A 16,833-nucleotide genomic window follows, 5' to 3' on the forward strand; every position below is an offset into this window, starting at 1 on the left:
GCAACTCGCTACGAAAAGACCGCTACCAGCTTTTTAGCGATGGTCTATTTGGCGTCAAGCATGATATTGTTACTGTGAATGTCCACAGGCTCTAGGAGTTACGCAAAACCGAGTATCCAGTTTCTTTGAGTGTCTCGATAGAGTTCATCCCGCATACTGTAAATGGATCCCTATCCTTGGGGTATGTGAGCCGACTGCGTAAAGCCAAAATTATTTCAGGATGACCGAGTCAGGCAATTCCAATGAGAGTGCCTTGGCGGAGTGGGTGTCTCCGTCATCCTGATAATCGCAGTAGCTTGGCGCAAGCGCTGTACGTACGCCAATAAGCAGTACTGCACGCCATTGTCCAACCGGACTACCGGCGCAGTGACGAATCAATGGCTGGCTGATGGCTTTACGATCTATAATCTCATCAAAACGCTCATTTTATAGAACACTTCCATAGTCTATTGAGCACGATGAAACGGTCAGTTTATCGTACTCAACAGAGTGTCTACTTCAACACGGAGGCACAGAGCACACGGAGTTTATGTCTCTGTGATCTCCGTGCCTCCGTGTTAAAAACCTTTTTATAAAAGTCTACTTCGCGTCGCCTGATACGGGTATCCAGCGCGTCGACAAGTCGGGAGTTTTCATGGTCGCAGCATCCAGCGGGAACATGGGGCGCTGAATGCGTTTGTAGCCTAGGCGGGTCAGGTCTTGGTCGACACCGCCGGGCGTCAGCGCCATCATCCAGCCTTTCTGCATAGCGTACAGTTCGGGTTCCAGGTAGCCAATTTTCACGACGACCAGACCAGCCTCGCGCGGCTTCAGCCCCAGCCGGGTAAAATCGGCTTCCCGGTGGTAAGGCTTCCGCTTTTTGGTTACGATCACGTGGGCACTACCTACCTTCACCACCGCTTCTACCTCCGCATCCCGGTCGCCATGTACAATAGACTCAACCGTCCCGGTCAACCGGACAGGGGGAGCAAACCGGTGATCAACAATCGCGCCCGCCGTGCCATCGACCTTTCCTCCTACCCCGGCGGCAATCGCTTTTTTGATGAACAGTGAATCCGGAATCGACGCGTAGATTAGTGCGGGACCATTCGCCTGTTTAAACTCAGGACGGGCCAGCAACTGCGTAATCGTCCAGGTCACGTCGCCAGCCCCGCCAGCAGTCGGGTTATCACCCATGTCGCTGATAAAATACGGATGCGTCGGGCTTTTCATGGCATTGGTCAGACAGGCCTCCAGCGTACTCGTCGGAGCCACAAACGCGAACTGATTCCGAACGTCCCAGAATGCCTTTGCCAGTTGCTCCGCCGACTGACTCACCTTGGCTTTATCGTCGCCCGTCACCATCACCACAGCGTGATTACGCGGCTCATCGGCCCAGGCATAGCCAATCCAGATCGCGGCATCGACAATACCGGGCTGATCGGCGATTGGCGCGACCTGCGCGTACAGGCTCTTCCCCGGTTCGATACGCGTACTCGTCTTTTCACCCGGCAGCAGAATCGGCACCGGAATCCAGGCTTTGTACGCAGGTTTGCCCTTCCCGCTTTTGAGTCGTTCGAGCAGGTTCGTGACAGCCCGCTCTTTCGTCTGCATGGCGTCTTCGTGGGGTGCCATCCGGTAGCAGGTCATCAGGTCGGTATTCCGCGCCAGTCGTTGCGACACGTTGCCGTGCAGATCCATCGAGGTGGAGATCAGCGTTTTGTAACCGATCACGTCCCGGATGCGTTGCAGAAAATCACCTTCGGGATCGTCCAGCCCGACGACACTCATCGCGCCGTGAATGTCGAAATACATGCCGTCGTAAGGCGCGTATTTCCGCAGCGAATCCAGCGTCTTTTTTACCAGCGACTCGTAGGCCTCACGGGTAACGGCTCCCCCCGGCAACGACTTACCAACGATAGCGGGCAACCACATGGCCTGCTTCCGCAGCGGAGCCATCGGCATCATAAACGGATAGGCGTTGAACACCTCGGGGCCGTAGCGAGCGTGAAAAGCGGGTTCTTCGGTCCGGGCGGGGGAAAACGTGCTCGACTCAATGCCCAGCCCAGCGATGGCGATGCGGGGTAACGGAGCCGTTTGCGCAATGAGGTTACTGCACACAAAAAGGCAGCTTACCAGGGTCAGAATTGGTTGTTTCATAGAGGAGTTGTTAACGACCCCACCCCAACCCCTCCCCGTCAGGGAGGGGTTGGGGTGGGGTTCAGCGCAAGTTAGGGCTTATTCGGCCAGGTGCCCGATTAAACGCCCAAAACCGACGGATAACCCGTATTTTGCGAACGTTTATCCTGTTTCATCGACCAGTAACCATCACCCTATGCACCGGACTCGTTTCCTGACCGCCTTCTTTGCGTTAACACTATCGGCTTCCTTTGCCCAGAAGCCTACCACCGACAAAGCTCAGCCAGCCGCCGACAAGGAGTTTGCCGCCGATCGGGCGCTGAAAACCACTCGCACGCTCGATCTGGACAAGCAGGTCGTTACCAACGGGCAAGTGACTATCAAAGGGCAGCGGGTTCCCTACAAAGCCACCGCCGGCACGATCCCGGTTTGGGACGACGAAGGCAAGGCCGTCGCAGGCGTATTCTTCACCTACTTCGAACGGTCCGACGTTTCCGACCGGACCAGCCGCCCGCTGGTGATCTCGTTCAATGGCGGCCCCGGTACGGCCTCAGTCTGGATGATGCTTGGCTACACCGGACCGCGTATCCTGAAAGTCGACGATGAAGGCTATCCGGTACAGCCCTATGGCCTGCGCGACAATCCGCACTCGATTCTCGACGTGGCCGACATTGTGTACGTCGACCCGGTCAACACGGGCTTCTCGCGTCCGGCCAACAAAGACGTTCCAGCAGCCAAGCTGTTTTTTGGTGTCAACGCCGACATTAAGTACCTCGCCGAATGGATTAACACCTTTGTCAGCCGGTACAACCGCTGGTCGTCGCCCAAGTATCTGATTGGTGAAAGTTACGGTACCACGCGCGTATCGGGGCTGGCCAACGAGCTACAGAACAGCCACTGGATGTATTTGAACGGGGTTGTACTCGTATCGCCAACGGGCCTTGGCCTGGAGCGGGGCGGTCCGGGACAGGGCGCGCTTAAACTCCCGTACATGGCGGCAACGGCCTGGTACCACAAAGCGCTGCCCGCCGATCTACAGGACAAAGACCTGACGGCCATGCTACCGGAAGTCGAAGCGTTCACGATGTCGGAATACCTGCCCGCGCTGTCGATGGGTGGCTCACTACCTGAGCAGAAACGCAAGGACATTGCCGCCAAAGTGGCCCGCTACTCAGGTCTGTCGACTACGGCCGTGATGCAGAATAACCTCGACGTTCCGCTTAATTTTTTCTGGAAAGAGCTGCTCCGGGATAAAGGCTTTACCGTTGGCCGACTCGACTCGCGCTACCGGGGCATCGACGCGAAAGACGCCGGTACCAGCCCCGACTACAATGCCGAACTTACGTCGTGGCTGCACTCGTTCACACCCGCCATCAACATGTACATGCGCGACGAACTGAACTACAAGACCGACCTGAAATACTATATGTTTGGCCCGACCTTCCCCTGGGATAACGCCAACAACCGCACCGGCGAAAACCTGCATCAGGCCATGTTGCAGAACCCGTACCTGCACGTGCTGGTCCAGTCGGGCTATTTCGACGGAGCCTGCGACTACTACAACGCACAGTATAACCTCTGGCAAATCGACCCCAGCGGCAAGCTACGCGACCGGATGTCGTGGGAAGGGTACCGCAGCGGCCACATGCTCTACCTGCGTCGGGAAGACCTCGCCAGCAGCAACGAGAACCTCCGCAAATTCATCCAGAAAAGCACCCCAAAACCCGGTCAGCCGGCGAAATATTAACGTCAGTTTTCAGTTTACGGTAGCTGGTGGTATATGTAGCCTGGACGTCCACGTCCGGGTGGACGCGAAGCGGCCTGTTAGCATCCGCCTGAAGCAGTTGCCCTGACGGGCACCCGGACGTGGACCCGCGCCGGCGGACCGGTCCAGGCTACATGGTCGCACCAAGCTACACATGCCGCCTACACCTCGCGTCAGCCACCGTAAACCGTATACCGAACACCGAATACCCCCTTATGTGGCATATCTGGATTGATACGGGCGGGACGTTTACAGACGGCCTGGCCCGTGACCCGAACGGGCACATACACCGCACCAAAGTACTAAGCAGCAGCCGACTGCGGGCACAATGGCGTGATGGTAAGCTGACGGCTCCGTGGCTGACCGCTTCCATTTTTGACGGCTACCAGCTTCGGATACTCGACACAAACGCGACGACGCGGGTTACGTCACTATCGGCCAACGGCGAACTGACCGTTGATAATCCTGTTGTACTAGCCTTATCGACGGCGACGGTTGAGCTATTTACTGGTGAAGAAGCACCCGTGCTGGCAGCCCGACTCCTGACGCAGACGCCCCTCGATCAGTCCTTTCCAACGCTGGACATGCGGCTGGGCACGACCAAAGGCACCAATGCCCTGCTCGAACGGCGCGGGGGGCGGGTTGCCTTACTGGTTACCCGTGGCTTTCGTGATCTGCTGCTAATCGGCACGCAGCAGCGCCCGAATCTGTTTCAGCTGGCTATCCCGCCCGCCGAAACGCTCTACAGCGACGTACTGGAAATCGACGAACGGGTGCAGGCCGACGGTACGGTACTGACACCCCTGCCCCAGCCCGACGCCCTGCTCGACCAACTACGCCAGCTTCAGCCCGACGCCATCGCCATTTCACTGCTGCACGCCTATCGCAACCCGACGCACGAACAGCAACTGCGTGACCTACTCCGACAGGCTGGCTTCAACCGAATCACCTGTTCGACGGATGTGTCGGCCACGCCGGGCTACGTTGCCCGCACGCAGACTACCGTTGTCGATGCGTATCTGCAACCGGTACTCGATACGTACCTGACCAACGTCCGGCAGCAGCTGGGCGGGCAACCGGTGCGGATTATGACGAGTGCCGGCGGGCTGGTTCGGGCCGATTTGTTTCAGCCCAAAGATAGCCTACTGAGCGGACCAGCGGGGGGCGTCGTCGGGGCCGGAGTAATCGCGACCGCACTCGATCAGCCGGGCGTACTGACCCTCGACATGGGTGGTACCAGCACCGACGTCGCCCGCATCGACGGCACACCCGACTACCGGTTCTCGACGCACATTGGTCCGTTCGAGCTGCAACTGCCCGCCCTGGCCATCGAAACCGTAGCCGCTGGTGGCGGATCAATTTGCTGGTTTGACGGATTAGGTGCTGACAAACAGGCGGGCGGTCAACTGCGGGTAGGGCCGCATAGCGCGGGAGCCAATCCCGGTCCGGCCTGCTACGGCGCTACCCCAGCCGGCCAAACGCCCCAGCTGACGATCACCGACGTTAATCTGTTACTGGGCAAGCTTCACCCGCAGCAATTCGGCATCCCGATTTTTCTGGATCGGGCGCAGGTAGCTTTACGGGCTATTGTCGAACAGATTCGTCAGCAGACCGGCACGGCACCTGATCCGCTGACCGTATTGCGCGGGTTTGACGAAATCGCCAACGAACTTATGGCGGGGGCGATACGCAAGATCAGTGTATCGCGCGGCTTCGACCCGACCCAGTACCCGTTGCTGGTGTTTGGTGGCGCAGGTGGCCTGCACGGCTGTGCCATCGCCCGACTGTTACAGATGGAACGCCTGATTCTCCCCTTCGACGGCGGTTTACTGAGTGCTTACGGCATCGGTCAGGCACGTATCGAACGTACGGCTACTCGCTCCATACTGCGCCCCCTCGACCAGTTGATCGACGATCTTGACGAACTAGTCGATCAACTGACCAACGAAGCTATCGATACATTGCGGCAGGACGTGGGGTCTTCCGAGCCAATCGAAACCCGGTCGGCACGGGCCTTCTTACGCTTGCAGGGGCAGGAAGCGACCGTCGACGTTCCGGTCAGCCATCGGCTAGCCGACGACTTCGTCAGCCAGTACCAGCAACTGTACGGTCATTATCCCGCCGACCGACCGATCGAACTGGTCAGCCTGCGCGTGGTTGTCAGTACGATGGCCGACTCCGGCGCGGCCAGTCAACGACCCCGACTGCATCGGCAGGCTGTACCCGCGTTTCAGGCTGGGCGCTATCCCGCTTACGACTGGACACGTTTGCAGGAAGGTGATACGTTCCGTGGCCCGGCCCTACTGCTCAACACCACCTCGTCGGCCTTTATCGAATCCGGCTGGCGACTCATCGTTCAGGCAAGCCGCGACGCCATCGCCGACTACATTGCCGACGTGGAGACGGCCGACGTGGAGACGAACAACGCGACCAACCAACCATCCCGGAACACAGTGGTTGAGCTGGAACTGTTTACGCAGCGGTTTCGGGCCATTGCCGAGGAGATGGGGGCTCAGCTTCAGCGCACCGCTTTCTCGACCAACGTCAAAGAGCGGCTCGATTTCTCCTGCGCCCTGCTCGACAGTGAAGCCCGGCTGGTGGCCAACGCCCCGCACATTCCGGTTCACCTGGGTAGCCTGGGCGTTTGCGCGCGGCTGTGTCTGGCCGAACTATCACTCGGCCCCGGCGACGTACTGATCACGAATCACCCCAAATTTGGCGGATCGCACCTGCCCGACGTGACGTTACTACAAGGTGCGTTCACCGATGCGGGCGAGCTGATCGGCTACGTCATCAACCGGGCGCACCATGCCGAAATCGGCGGAAAAGTACCCGGTTCGATGCCGCCCGACGCGACCTCACTGATCGAAGAAGGCGTCGTGCTGAAACCGCAGTATGTTGTCCGAAATGGTGTTTTTCAGTGGAATAGTCGGACCGACGGAACACCCGGTCTGGGTAGTCGCTTCACGGACGCGCCTTACCCAACCCGGTCGCTGGCCGAAAACCGAGCCGATATCGAAGCTGGGCTGGCGTCGCTGCGGGCGGGGGAAACAGCCTTGCAGCAGCTCGTTCGGCAGCATGGTCTGTCGACAGTTCAGCACTACATGGTCCTGTTGCAACAGGCCGCGACACAGGCTATCCGGTCGGTTCTGACCCCACTAAACGGTCAGTCGTTTACAGCGGCTGAATCGCTGGATGATGGCCACACGATTCAGGTGAACATGCAGGTGAAAGACGGTCGGCTACGAGTTGACTTTACGGGCACGTCGGGCGTTCATCCGCACAACCTTAACGCCAACGTATCCATTCTGCACAGCGCCATTTTATACGTGCTGCGGCTGTGGGTCGACCGGGATATTCCGCTCAACGAAGGATTGATGACGCCCGTCGACATTGTGTTGCCCGACAGTTCATTCCTGAACCCGCTATTTTCCGACGACGATGCAGCCTGCCCGGCGGTGGTTGGCGGCAACACCGAAGTCAGTCAACGGCTGGTCGATACGTTGTTAAAGGCTCTGGGTCTAGCCGCCTGTAGCCAGGGAACCATGAACAACTTTCTGTTCGGTCGCTCCGGCGACGCGGGTGCTTTTGGCTACTACGAAACCATCGGCGGGGGTGCGGGCGCGACGGTTGGGGCCGACGGGCGTTCGGCGGTACATCAGCACATGACCAACACCCGCCTGACCGACCCCGAAGAGCTGGAACGACGCTACCCCGTCCGCCTGCATCAGTTCGGCATACGACCCGCGTCGGGCGGGGCCGGGGCCTGGCGCGGGGGCGACGGCATAGTCCGGGAAATCGAGTTTCTGGAACCGGTACAGGCTACGCTGGTCAGTCAGCACCGGCAGGTTGCCCCCTATGGACTAAACGGTGCCCAGCCCGGCGCGACGGGACAGCAAACGCTGCTTCGCCCGAATGGTACGACCGAAGCGCTTCCCGGCATTTTCACCCGTCCGATGCAACCCGGCGAACGCATCCGGCTCGAAACCCCCGGTGGCGGGGGTGCTGATTCTGAACTGTGATTGTCCTGAACTGTGATTCGTCTGATTGTTTTGATGGACTATGATTTAAAAAATCAAGGCAAATCATAAAAATCAGACGAAGCATAGTTCAAAGATTGTCTGAACTGTGATTCGTCTGATTACGCTGATAGACTGTGATTTAAAAAATCAACGCAATCAGGCGAATCATATAAATCACAGTTCAAGGCTATGATCTAAAAATCAACGCAATCAGACGAATCATATAAATCACAGTTCAAGACAATCACGGTTCAAAACCTTTGTGCATGCAGCAGACCCTTCGTCGGTAGAATTTGCGCTGATCTGTATTATCAGGTTACTGACGTTGCTTACACGTTTCCACTTTGTATGAAACACAATCTCTTCCTCCTCCTTATCCTCGCATTTGTCTCAACCGCGCAGGCGCAGAAAGGCGCAACCGATAAAGACTGGCTCAATCTGTTCAACGGCAAAGACCTGACGGGTTGGGATACCAAGATCACCGGTTATCCGCTCAACGACAATATCGGCAATACGTTCCGGGCCGAAAACGGCATGCTGCGCGTTGTCTACGACCAACCCGTTTACAATCGTTTCGACGGTAAGTACGGGCACCTATACTATAACAAACCGTTCTCGCACTACATCCTGCGCTTCGACTACCGCTTTCAGGGCGAGCAGGTACCGGGGGGCGATAGCTGGAACGTGCGCAACAGTGGCGTTATGATCCATTCGCAGTCGGCGAAAAGTAACGAGTTGAACCAAGCCTTCCCGGTGTCGCTGGAAGTGCAACTGCTGGGTGGATTGGGCAAAGGCACACGGCACACGGCCAATCTCTGCACGCCCGGTACGCAGGTCTACTACAACGGCAAACTCAATACGCAGCACATCATCGACTCCGACTCGAAGACCTACGATGGCGATCAATGGGTCAGTGTTGAAGTAATCGTACTGGGTGATTCAGTTCGGCACCTGGTCAACGGCAAGACCGTGCTGGCCTACGGCAAAACGCAGATTGGCGGAGGCTATGTCAGCGCCGATTACGACTGGGCAAAGGCGGGCATTACGGACCCATCGGAATGGATTCGGCGAGCCAACACCGCCCTGACAGAAGGCTACATCGCCCTGCAAAGCGAAAGCCACGCCATCGATTTCCGGAACATCAAACTGCTCGATCTTAAGGGGTGCATGGACCCGAAAGCCAAAAACTACAAAGCTTATTTCCAAGAGTCAGACCCGAAAGCATGCCGGTATAAATAGGTCATCGTCCGTCAGTTAGCTGACGCGGGAATGGTCCGGGCAAACAAACCGCCGATACAGTGGTTAGTTTATCAGAAAACGACGGGGCATGCACCACCGTCATCACAACCACTAATCGCAACATTTGCCATGGCATTGCAACCCAATATTGGTCTTGACGCAGACGTACTCAAAAAAGAGAATGAACTGTTGAACGCCTTCCTGGCTGACCTACACGTACTATACATTAAAACCCGTAAGTTTCACTGGGATGTAGCGGGTCCAAGCTTCAAGGAGTACCACGAATTTTTCGAAGAGCAATACAACGCCCTCGAAGAGGAAATCGACCTGGTAGCCGAGCGTATCCGTCAGCTGGGTGGCCGGCCGGTTGCTACCATGAAAGACTTCCTGGCGGAAACCAGCCTGAAAGAAGATCACGACGGGCATATCAGCACCCCTGATATGTTCAAACGGTTGCTCGACGACCACGAACAGATCATCCGCGAACTGCGCGAAGACGTAGAAACGACCGACGAAAAACTGGGCGACGCCGGCACGGCTGACTTCCTGACGGGCCTGATGGAAGACCACGAAAAACACGCCTGGATGCTGCGCAAATACCTGTCGTAGTGCAAGGCTACAGCAATAAAGCGGGCTCGCTGGTTTCGATCAGCGAGCCCGCTTTGTTTACACGGTTACCTCTGTTCGGAAACGATACAGAAATGGTGCTTTGTGGGGTGTCCCCCGACGTCGTTCGGGTAGTCGTTCGAGCTCGTCCGACGCCATGATTTTCTTGTAGAAGTTACGGGCATCGAGCGGATGTCCCAGGATCGTTTCGTGCAGTCGCTGTAACTCAGGAATCGAGAAGGCTCCCGGCAACAAATGACCGATCGGCTGTTCGTTCAGATCTTTACGTAATGCCTGTAGCGCCACCTCGATGATCTGATTGTGATCGAACAGGAGATTCGGCAGTGCGTCGAGCGACCACCAGGCGCAGGCTTCCGTCAGGTGGTCGGGGGTAGGCTCGACTTTGGAATGTTCCACCAGGGCATAATACCCGATCGACACCGTGCGGGGCCACCACTCGCCTTCTGTGTTGCCATGCGGAAAGCCGATACGTCGTTGCAGCTCCGTCCAGTCGTAACGGTTTACATCGCCGAAGACGTGGAACTGGCGCAGGTAGAGCTGGGTTAGCCCCGTCCGCTCCTGCACCACGCGTTGCGCAGCGACGTCGACCGACTCCTGCATGCGAATAAATCCCCCCGGTAAACTCCACTCGTCGGTTCCTTTCCAGCGCAGCAACAGCACCTTGAGTTCGTTTTCGTGAAAGCCAAAAATCACGCCGTCGATTGACAAAGCGTGTATATAATCAGTCATACCCCCGTTTTTACGCCCCAAAGTTTATACAAAAGCTAGAGATAGCACAAAAAAAGTCTTTACGTATTTTTTACGTGTTGATCAGTTGCGTAGCTTTGACTTAAATATAAACGTCGTCTGTTTATTCGTTTTATGTTTTTGTCTCGTCTACTGCTGCTAGCCACTATCTGTATACTGCCGTTTCGCGTATTTAGCGCCACCGTCGACACGCTGGATGTGCCAAGCGCATCGATGAACCGCACACTCCGGGCGGCCGTCGTTGTTCCCGATGGCTACAAAGGCGGGCAGCAGGCATTTCCGGTGCTGTACCTGCTCCACGGCGGGACGGGTAATTTCCGCGACTGGCTGAGCAAGACACCCGATAAAACGCTGCTGCACCGACTGGCCGATCAATACAAGCTCATCATCGTTACGCCCGACGGCGACCCGACCAGTTATTATTTCGACAGTCCGCAGGTCAAAACCAGTCAATTCGAAACGTTTATCAGCCGCGAGCTGATCGACCGGATCGACAAAGCATACCGGACGGTTCGCGACCGGAAAGGCCGACTTATCGCAGGGCTGTCGATGGGCGGTCACGGCGCTATGTTTATTGCCAGCCGCCACCCCGACCTGTACGCGGCTGCGGGGAGTATGAGTGGCGTTATGAATATCAATACCGCTACCTGGAAAGTCCCGGCGGAGTTTGCCAAGTCCCGCGCCGACAATTTCACCAGGCTGCTGGGTCCACCCCAAACCGGCGATGACCCTTATCCCGGCTACACGATGGTAACGCTGGCCGACAAGCTGAAAGCCAACAACTTGCCCCTCATCTTCGACATCGGCGTCGATGACTTCCTGATCGAAACCAACCGCGATCTGCACCGGCAGCTACTAGCCAATGGTACACCCCACGACTACACCGAGCGGCCCGGCGCTCACACCTGGGAATACTGGGAGAATGCCCTGCCCTACCAGCTATTATTCTTCAGCAAGATCCTGAAAGCCAATGCGGTCAACGTACCGTAACCTGCTCATGAAACAAGCCATCGCAGCGCTTTGCCTAACGGGTACAATACTGACCAGTCTGCTGGCGGTTAGCCCGTCGATTAAAAACGAACCGGTTGTGCAGGTCACCGGTGGCCGAATCGAAGGCGTACTGAACCGGGCGGGCGACGTGTACAGCTACAAAGGCATTCCGTTTGCGGCTCCACCCGTTGGCGCACGGCGCTGGAAAGCCCCGCAGCCCGTTGTGCCCTGGTCGGGTGTGCGCCGGGCCGACGCCTTTGGGCCAAGTCCGGTACAGGGAGCACCCAGTCCGTTCGGTCCGTGGAGCGCAGAATACCTGATTCCGAAAACCCCAATCAGCGAAGACTGTCTGTACCTGAACGTCTGGACCGGTAAGCAAGCCACCCGGAAGAAGCCGGTACTGGTCTGGATTTACGGCGGGGGCTTTGGCAGCGGGGGCAGTGGCGCTCCGATCTACGACGGCGAAGCGACCGCCCGGAACGGTATCGTGTTTGTCAGCGTCAATTACCGGGTAGGCCCGTTTGGTTTCTTCGCCCACCCCGAACTGACCGGCGAATCAGGCAATCAGGCGTCGGGAAACTATGGGCTAATGGACCAGATTGCCGCGCTGAAGTGGGTACAACAAAACATCGTCCGCTTTGGGGGCGACCCGGCCAACGTAACGATTGCGGGGCAGTCGGCTGGGTCGATGAGTGTCAACTGCCTGGTTGCGTCTCCGCTGGCGAGCGGGTTGTTCACCAAAGCTATCGCCCAGAGTGGTGCCCGTTTTGCCACCCCCTACCCGTCGCTCCGGGAAGCCGAAGACGACGGTAAAAAAACGGCCCGTGCGCTGGGGGCGTCGACACTGGCCGACTTGCGGGCGCTTCCGGCCGAAGCACTGTTGAAGCAAGCCCAGGCCATGCGTGGCCCGATCATCGATGGCTATGTGCTACCCGCTTCTATCGCCCAGTTGTTCGCCGACCGCAGGCAGAATCCGGTGACGCTGCTGACGGGCTGGAACGAAGACGAAGGGCTGGCGTTCGGCCCGTTGAAAAATGCGGTTGATTATACGGCGCAGGTCAATCAGCGGTATGGTACACAGGCCGAAGCGCTGTTGCGCTATTACCCGGCAAACACCGACGCAGAAGCTGCTCAATCGCAGCGCAACCTGTCCCGCGACCAGACTTTCGGTGCGCAGAACTACCACTGGGCGGTCACGCAGGCGCAGCAACGGTTACCGGTTTTCGTCTACCGGTTTATGCGAAAGGTACCAGCCACGGGAGACTATGCCAATTATGGCGCTTTCCACACGGCCGAAGTACCGTATGCCTATGATAACCTGCGGTTCGTCGACAAACAGTTGCGCCCTCTGCGCCAAGCCGACGATGAACTGGCGCACGCAATGGCTGCCTACTGGGCCAATTTTATCAAAACCGGTAATCCGAACGGCAAAGGGCTCGCCCACTGGCCTGCTTTCACCGCGCCCAGCGATTCCATCATGCAGCTCGACACGGTGATTCGGGCCCGCCCCCTGCCTGATCGTGCTGCGCTTTCCCTGCTCTTCAGCATTCTGCAAACCCCCTAATGTTTACATCGTATTGCTAAACCCTGTTTCCATGAATCACCCTACCCTCGGCCTGCTCATTGCGATGACGATGACCGCCGGACTGGTCTCAGCCCAAACGCCCAGTCAAACGGCAATGCCCATTCAGGCGGGTACCAACATTGCCACCGTCTCGACAGAATCGGGGCCGGTGCGCGGCTATATCCACAACGGCACGGCGACCTTCAAAGGCATCCCCTACGCCCGTGCCGACCGGTTTATGGCCCCCGAAAAGCCCACGCCCTGGACTGCCGTTCGTTCGTCACTGGTTTACGGACCGGTCTGTCCCATCGACGCGCAGAGCGGTGCCGGTGCCGACGATATCGAGTTTGCCTTCCAGCACAACTGGGGCGTTACGAACGAGAACTGCCTGAGCCTGAACGTCTGGACGCCACAGGCGACCCCTGCGAAAAAACGGCCCGTCATGGTGTGGCTCCACGGCGGGGGCTTCGCGGGGGGTTCCTCGCTGGAACTGCCTTCATACGACGGAGAGAACCTGGCTAAGAAAGGCGACGTGGTAATGGTATCGCTGAACCACCGGCTGAACATACTGGGCTTTCTGGACCTGTCGGCTTATGGTGAGAAGTACAAAAACTCGGCAAACGCCGGTCTGCTGGATCTGGTTGCGGCCCTGCAATGGGTCAAGCAGAATATCAGCCAGTTTGGGGGCGACCCGAATAACGTCACCATCTTCGGTCAGTCGGGCGGGGGTGGTAAGGTTACCTGCCTGATGAACGCCCCCTCGGCGAAAGGGCTGTTTCACAAGGCCATCGTACAAAGTGGCAGCTACGTATCAAGCTTCATGGAACCCAGCGTTGCCCGGCAGGTCAGCGCGGCCATGCTCGATGAACTGAACCTGCAACCCAATCAGGTCGATTCGTTGCAGAAAATGTCCTACGAGCGCCTGCTGGCAGCTAGCCGGAAAGCGCTGCAAAAAGTAAACGCTCAGGCGAAACCCAGCGACCGGGGCGCATTCGGTATAACCTGGGGCCCCATCCACGACGACAACTTCCTGCCTTATCAGCCGGCCGATGCCGCAGCCGTCGCCCTGTCGACCCAGATTCCGCTGCTGGTTGGCTCGACCAAAACCGAGTTCGGCCCCTTCAACCCAGCGAACCGTGCGTCAACGATGGAGCAGGTAAAAACCATCGCCCAGCAACGCTATGGCGACAGAGCCGACGCGTACCTGGCTGCCGTCAGGAAAGATTACCCCGAAACGACGCTGCCCGCCGATTACATCAACATCGACACCGGCTTCCGGGCGGGGGCCATTCAGCAGGCCAATCAGAAAGCCAGTTCAGGCAAAGCGCCGGTCTATATGTACCTCTTCACCTGGAGTTCTCCGGTCAACGATGGCATGTACAAATCGATGCACTGCATGGAAATGCCGTTTATGTTCGACAACATCAGCCGGTGTGAAGAAATGACGGGCGGCAGTCAGGAAGCGCATACGCTGGCCGACAAGATGAGCCGGGCCTGGGTTGCCTTCGCCCGCACCGGTAATCCGAACCACAAAGGACTGCCCAACTGGCCTGTCTACAACCAGGATAATGGAGCTACGATGCTGTTCGACCGGAACTGTCAGGTGAAACCCCATCCCGACAAAGACGTGCTCAGTGCCGCCATGGGCAAATCGATGTAAACCAACCGACGTCCCTTCACGTATTCAGTAAGCCTGTACCGCTGCCATCATTGAGCAGCGTGTACAGGCTTTTTTGCGCCCCTACCGCCTACTCAATCTTTTCCCGAACAGGTAAAAACGCTCGTTATAGCTTAGTCCACAAAACACACTCTAGCATGAAAGCGAACCGACTGAGCATTCTGGCGATTTTTTCACTGACCACACTCTTATCCTGTAGCCCAAAGATTGAGCCGATGCTGTCGACAAAAGGCCCCATGTGGGAAGCAAACTTCGTTTTTTGGGGTACGAATAAAGACGTTGACTCGGCTTACGCTTTTTTAAACAATGATGCCAGCTCGTGGTACGAGAACCGAATACCCTTATTCCCCAAATCGTCTGAATCAATAACTTATCTGCTTAACGGGAAGCCAACTAAAGACAGAAACGCCATTAAAAATGCGTTTCATAATCACAAAGTTACCAAAGTACTGGTTGGCATGAGCGCGCAGAACAATCTTGAGCTGGTATCAATTCAAGCGACAAAATAGTCGTATACTTCAGCAAAATTTATTGGCCTGCCATGTCGGAATCTAGGAAGGGAATCGTAGCTGTTCTTATGACGCTACTGTATGTAGCGTTGCTGGCGTTGTATATCCTGAATCCGCTGGACAAAGTTCTTCCCGACAGGCGGCTCCTACTATTTCCTTTTACGGTTATCGGCCTTGTCTCGTTCTGGAGAATCAACCTGTTCTTTACGCTGTGGATTGTGGTTAGTGCTGGTTGCATTGCTTATTACTTTGTGCTGTAGTGACCCACATTTTCCTGGCAAAGTCATTCGCTGCGCATTACGCAGTAGTTTTGGCAGATGAACGAACTCATCGATTACCTGAGTCAGTTTGGGCAGCTCGACGCGCAGCAGCGGGAGTTGATACAGGCGACCGCAACCCCTGAACGCATTCCCAGGGGAGCGTACTTTGCCGAAGCGGGGAAAGTGTCCAACCGAATAGGCTACGTAACGGATGGCGTTTTCCGGGTCTGCTACTACGACAACCGGGGCGACAGCTTTACCCGCTATTTCGTCTATGAGAATCGATTCGTCGTCGACATCAACAGCTTTCGCGACGAGCTGCCCTCAGCCGAGTACATCGAAGCGGTTACGGACTGTACGCTACTGGTTTTCACCAAAGAAAACTTTATTCAGTTGTCTGCCCGCATACCCGGCTGGGATGACATCTTCGTCAAAATCACGTCGTACGTACTGGAAAACAAACTGCGATTTACCAGTAACATGCTCGTTCAGGACGCGCAGCAACGGTACCTGAATTTTCTGGACCATTACCCGAAGCTGGCGAATCGTGTGCCGTTGCATATGCTGGCGTCGTACCTGGGCATTACCCCGTCATCGCTGAGCCGCATTCGAAAAAATATTCCCTGACGCATTTCTTGCCAAATGGCAATGGCGCTCCCGCCGTCATGCGTCAATTTTGTCTGGTAATCATTGCGATACCATTATGACAGACGATCTGCTGAAACAACTGGCATTTATCAGGGAAGTCGACAAGCTCAAGTACATTCTCCGCAAGACGAAGCTATTCAACAGCAACCGCAACGAGAACGACGCGGAGCATAGCTGGCATTTATCGCTGATGGCTCTTGTGCTGGCCGGCCATGCCAACCAGCCGGTCGATCTGCTCAAGGTCATCAAAATGCTGCTGATCCACGATATTGTCGAGATCGACGCGGGCGACACGTTTATCTACGACACACAGAAAAGCCACGACAATACCGCTGAAGAACGCGAAGCCGCCAACCGGATTTTTGGGCTATTACCTGACGAACAAGCCAGTGACCTGATCGCCGTTTGGGAAGAATTTGAAGCGGGGCAGACAGCCGACGCCAAATTCGCCCGCGCCATGGACCGACTCGAACCGCTGCTACAGAACTCCTCGAACAACGGCGGCACATGGGCCGAGTTTGACGTGCGTTATGACGCCGTGTACGCCAAGAAGAAGGTCATTCAAAACGGTTCCGACACCATCTGGCAGTACGCCGAGCAGTTGCTTAACGAAAACGTCGAAAAGGGCATTTTGAAGAAGTAAAACCCGGCAAGTTATCCTGCACG

The 16,833-nt window shown here is 56.7% G+C and carries 13 protein-coding genes; 11 read left to right on the forward strand and 2 right to left on the reverse strand.

Going from position 1 to position 16,833, the window contains the following annotated elements:
• Positions 1–579: 579 nt before the first annotated feature.
• Positions 580–2,139 carry a M81 family metallopeptidase gene (locus CLV58_RS21005; protein WP_106139804.1) on the reverse strand — a complete coding sequence of 520 codons (1,560 nt, stop codon included), beginning with the start codon at positions 2,137–2,139 and terminating at the stop codon, positions 580–582.
• 175 nt (positions 2,140–2,314) lie between these two features.
• Between CLV58_RS21005 and CLV58_RS21010 the strand changes: the two genes are divergently transcribed.
• The 4 genes from CLV58_RS21010 to CLV58_RS21025 all read left to right on the forward strand — a co-directional run bounded on the left by CLV58_RS21010 (position 2,315) and on the right by CLV58_RS21025 (position 9,753).
• Positions 2,315–3,865: a S10 family peptidase gene (locus CLV58_RS21010; protein WP_106139805.1), complete on the forward strand. Its 1,551-nt coding sequence runs from the start codon at positions 2,315–2,317 to the stop codon at positions 3,863–3,865.
• A gap of 233 nt (positions 3,866–4,098) precedes the next feature.
• A complete protein-coding gene (locus CLV58_RS21015; protein ID WP_106139806.1) occupies positions 4,099–7,905 on the forward strand; it encodes a hydantoinase B/oxoprolinase family protein in 3,807 nt (1,268 codons plus the stop codon).
• Between the two features lie 348 nt (positions 7,906–8,253).
• Positions 8,254–9,144 carry a 3-keto-disaccharide hydrolase gene (locus CLV58_RS21020; protein ID WP_106139807.1) on the forward strand — a complete coding sequence of 297 codons (891 nt, stop codon included), beginning with the start codon at positions 8,254–8,256 and terminating at the stop codon, positions 9,142–9,144.
• A gap of 129 nt (positions 9,145–9,273) precedes the next feature.
• Positions 9,274–9,753 (forward strand): Dps family protein, encoded by a 480-nt coding sequence (locus tag CLV58_RS21025; RefSeq protein WP_106139808.1) that lies wholly within the window; start codon positions 9,274–9,276, stop codon positions 9,751–9,753.
• Positions 9,754–9,810: 57 nt separating this feature from the next.
• On the opposite strand, the gene CLV58_RS21030 is transcribed toward CLV58_RS21025, so the two are convergent.
• Positions 9,811–10,500, reverse strand: a complete 690-nt coding sequence (locus CLV58_RS21030) for an NUDIX hydrolase (RefSeq protein WP_106139809.1) — start codon at positions 10,498–10,500, stop codon at positions 9,811–9,813.
• 132 nt (positions 10,501–10,632) lie between these two features.
• On the opposite strand from CLV58_RS21030, the gene CLV58_RS21035 reads away from it, so the two are divergent.
• The 7 genes from CLV58_RS21035 to CLV58_RS21065 all read left to right on the forward strand — a co-directional run bounded on the left by CLV58_RS21035 (position 10,633) and on the right by CLV58_RS21065 (position 16,810).
• Positions 10,633–11,508 (forward strand): alpha/beta hydrolase, encoded by an 876-nt coding sequence (locus CLV58_RS21035; protein WP_106139810.1) that lies wholly within the window; start codon positions 10,633–10,635, stop codon positions 11,506–11,508.
• 7 nt (positions 11,509–11,515) lie between these two features.
• Entirely contained in the window at positions 11,516–13,072 is a 1,557-nt protein-coding gene (locus CLV58_RS21040; RefSeq protein ID WP_106139876.1) for a carboxylesterase/lipase family protein, read from the forward strand.
• Positions 13,073–13,103: 31 nt separating this feature from the next.
• On the forward strand, positions 13,104–14,732 hold the full coding sequence (locus CLV58_RS21045) for a carboxylesterase/lipase family protein (RefSeq protein ID WP_106139811.1): 1,629 nt from the start codon (positions 13,104–13,106) through the stop codon (positions 14,730–14,732).
• Positions 14,733–14,887: 155 nt separating this feature from the next.
• A complete protein-coding gene (locus tag CLV58_RS21050) occupies positions 14,888–15,259 on the forward strand; it encodes a hypothetical protein (protein ID WP_106139812.1) in 372 nt (123 codons plus the stop codon).
• 68 nt (positions 15,260–15,327) lie between these two features.
• Complete coding sequence (locus CLV58_RS21055; protein WP_106139813.1) at positions 15,328–15,519, forward strand: hypothetical protein; 192 nt, start codon at positions 15,328–15,330, stop codon at positions 15,517–15,519.
• A 57-nt stretch (positions 15,520–15,576) separates the two neighbouring features.
• Positions 15,577–16,146 (forward strand): Crp/Fnr family transcriptional regulator, encoded by a 570-nt coding sequence (locus CLV58_RS21060; protein ID WP_106139814.1) that lies wholly within the window; start codon positions 15,577–15,579, stop codon positions 16,144–16,146.
• A gap of 76 nt (positions 16,147–16,222) precedes the next feature.
• On the forward strand, positions 16,223–16,810 hold the full coding sequence (locus tag CLV58_RS21065) for an HD domain-containing protein (RefSeq protein ID WP_245882403.1): 588 nt from the start codon (positions 16,223–16,225) through the stop codon (positions 16,808–16,810).
• Positions 16,811–16,833: the final 23 nt, after the last annotated feature.

This window comes from Spirosoma oryzae, assembly GCF_003002825.1.
GTDB lineage: Bacteria > Bacteroidota > Bacteroidia > Cytophagales > Spirosomataceae > Spirosoma > Spirosoma oryzae.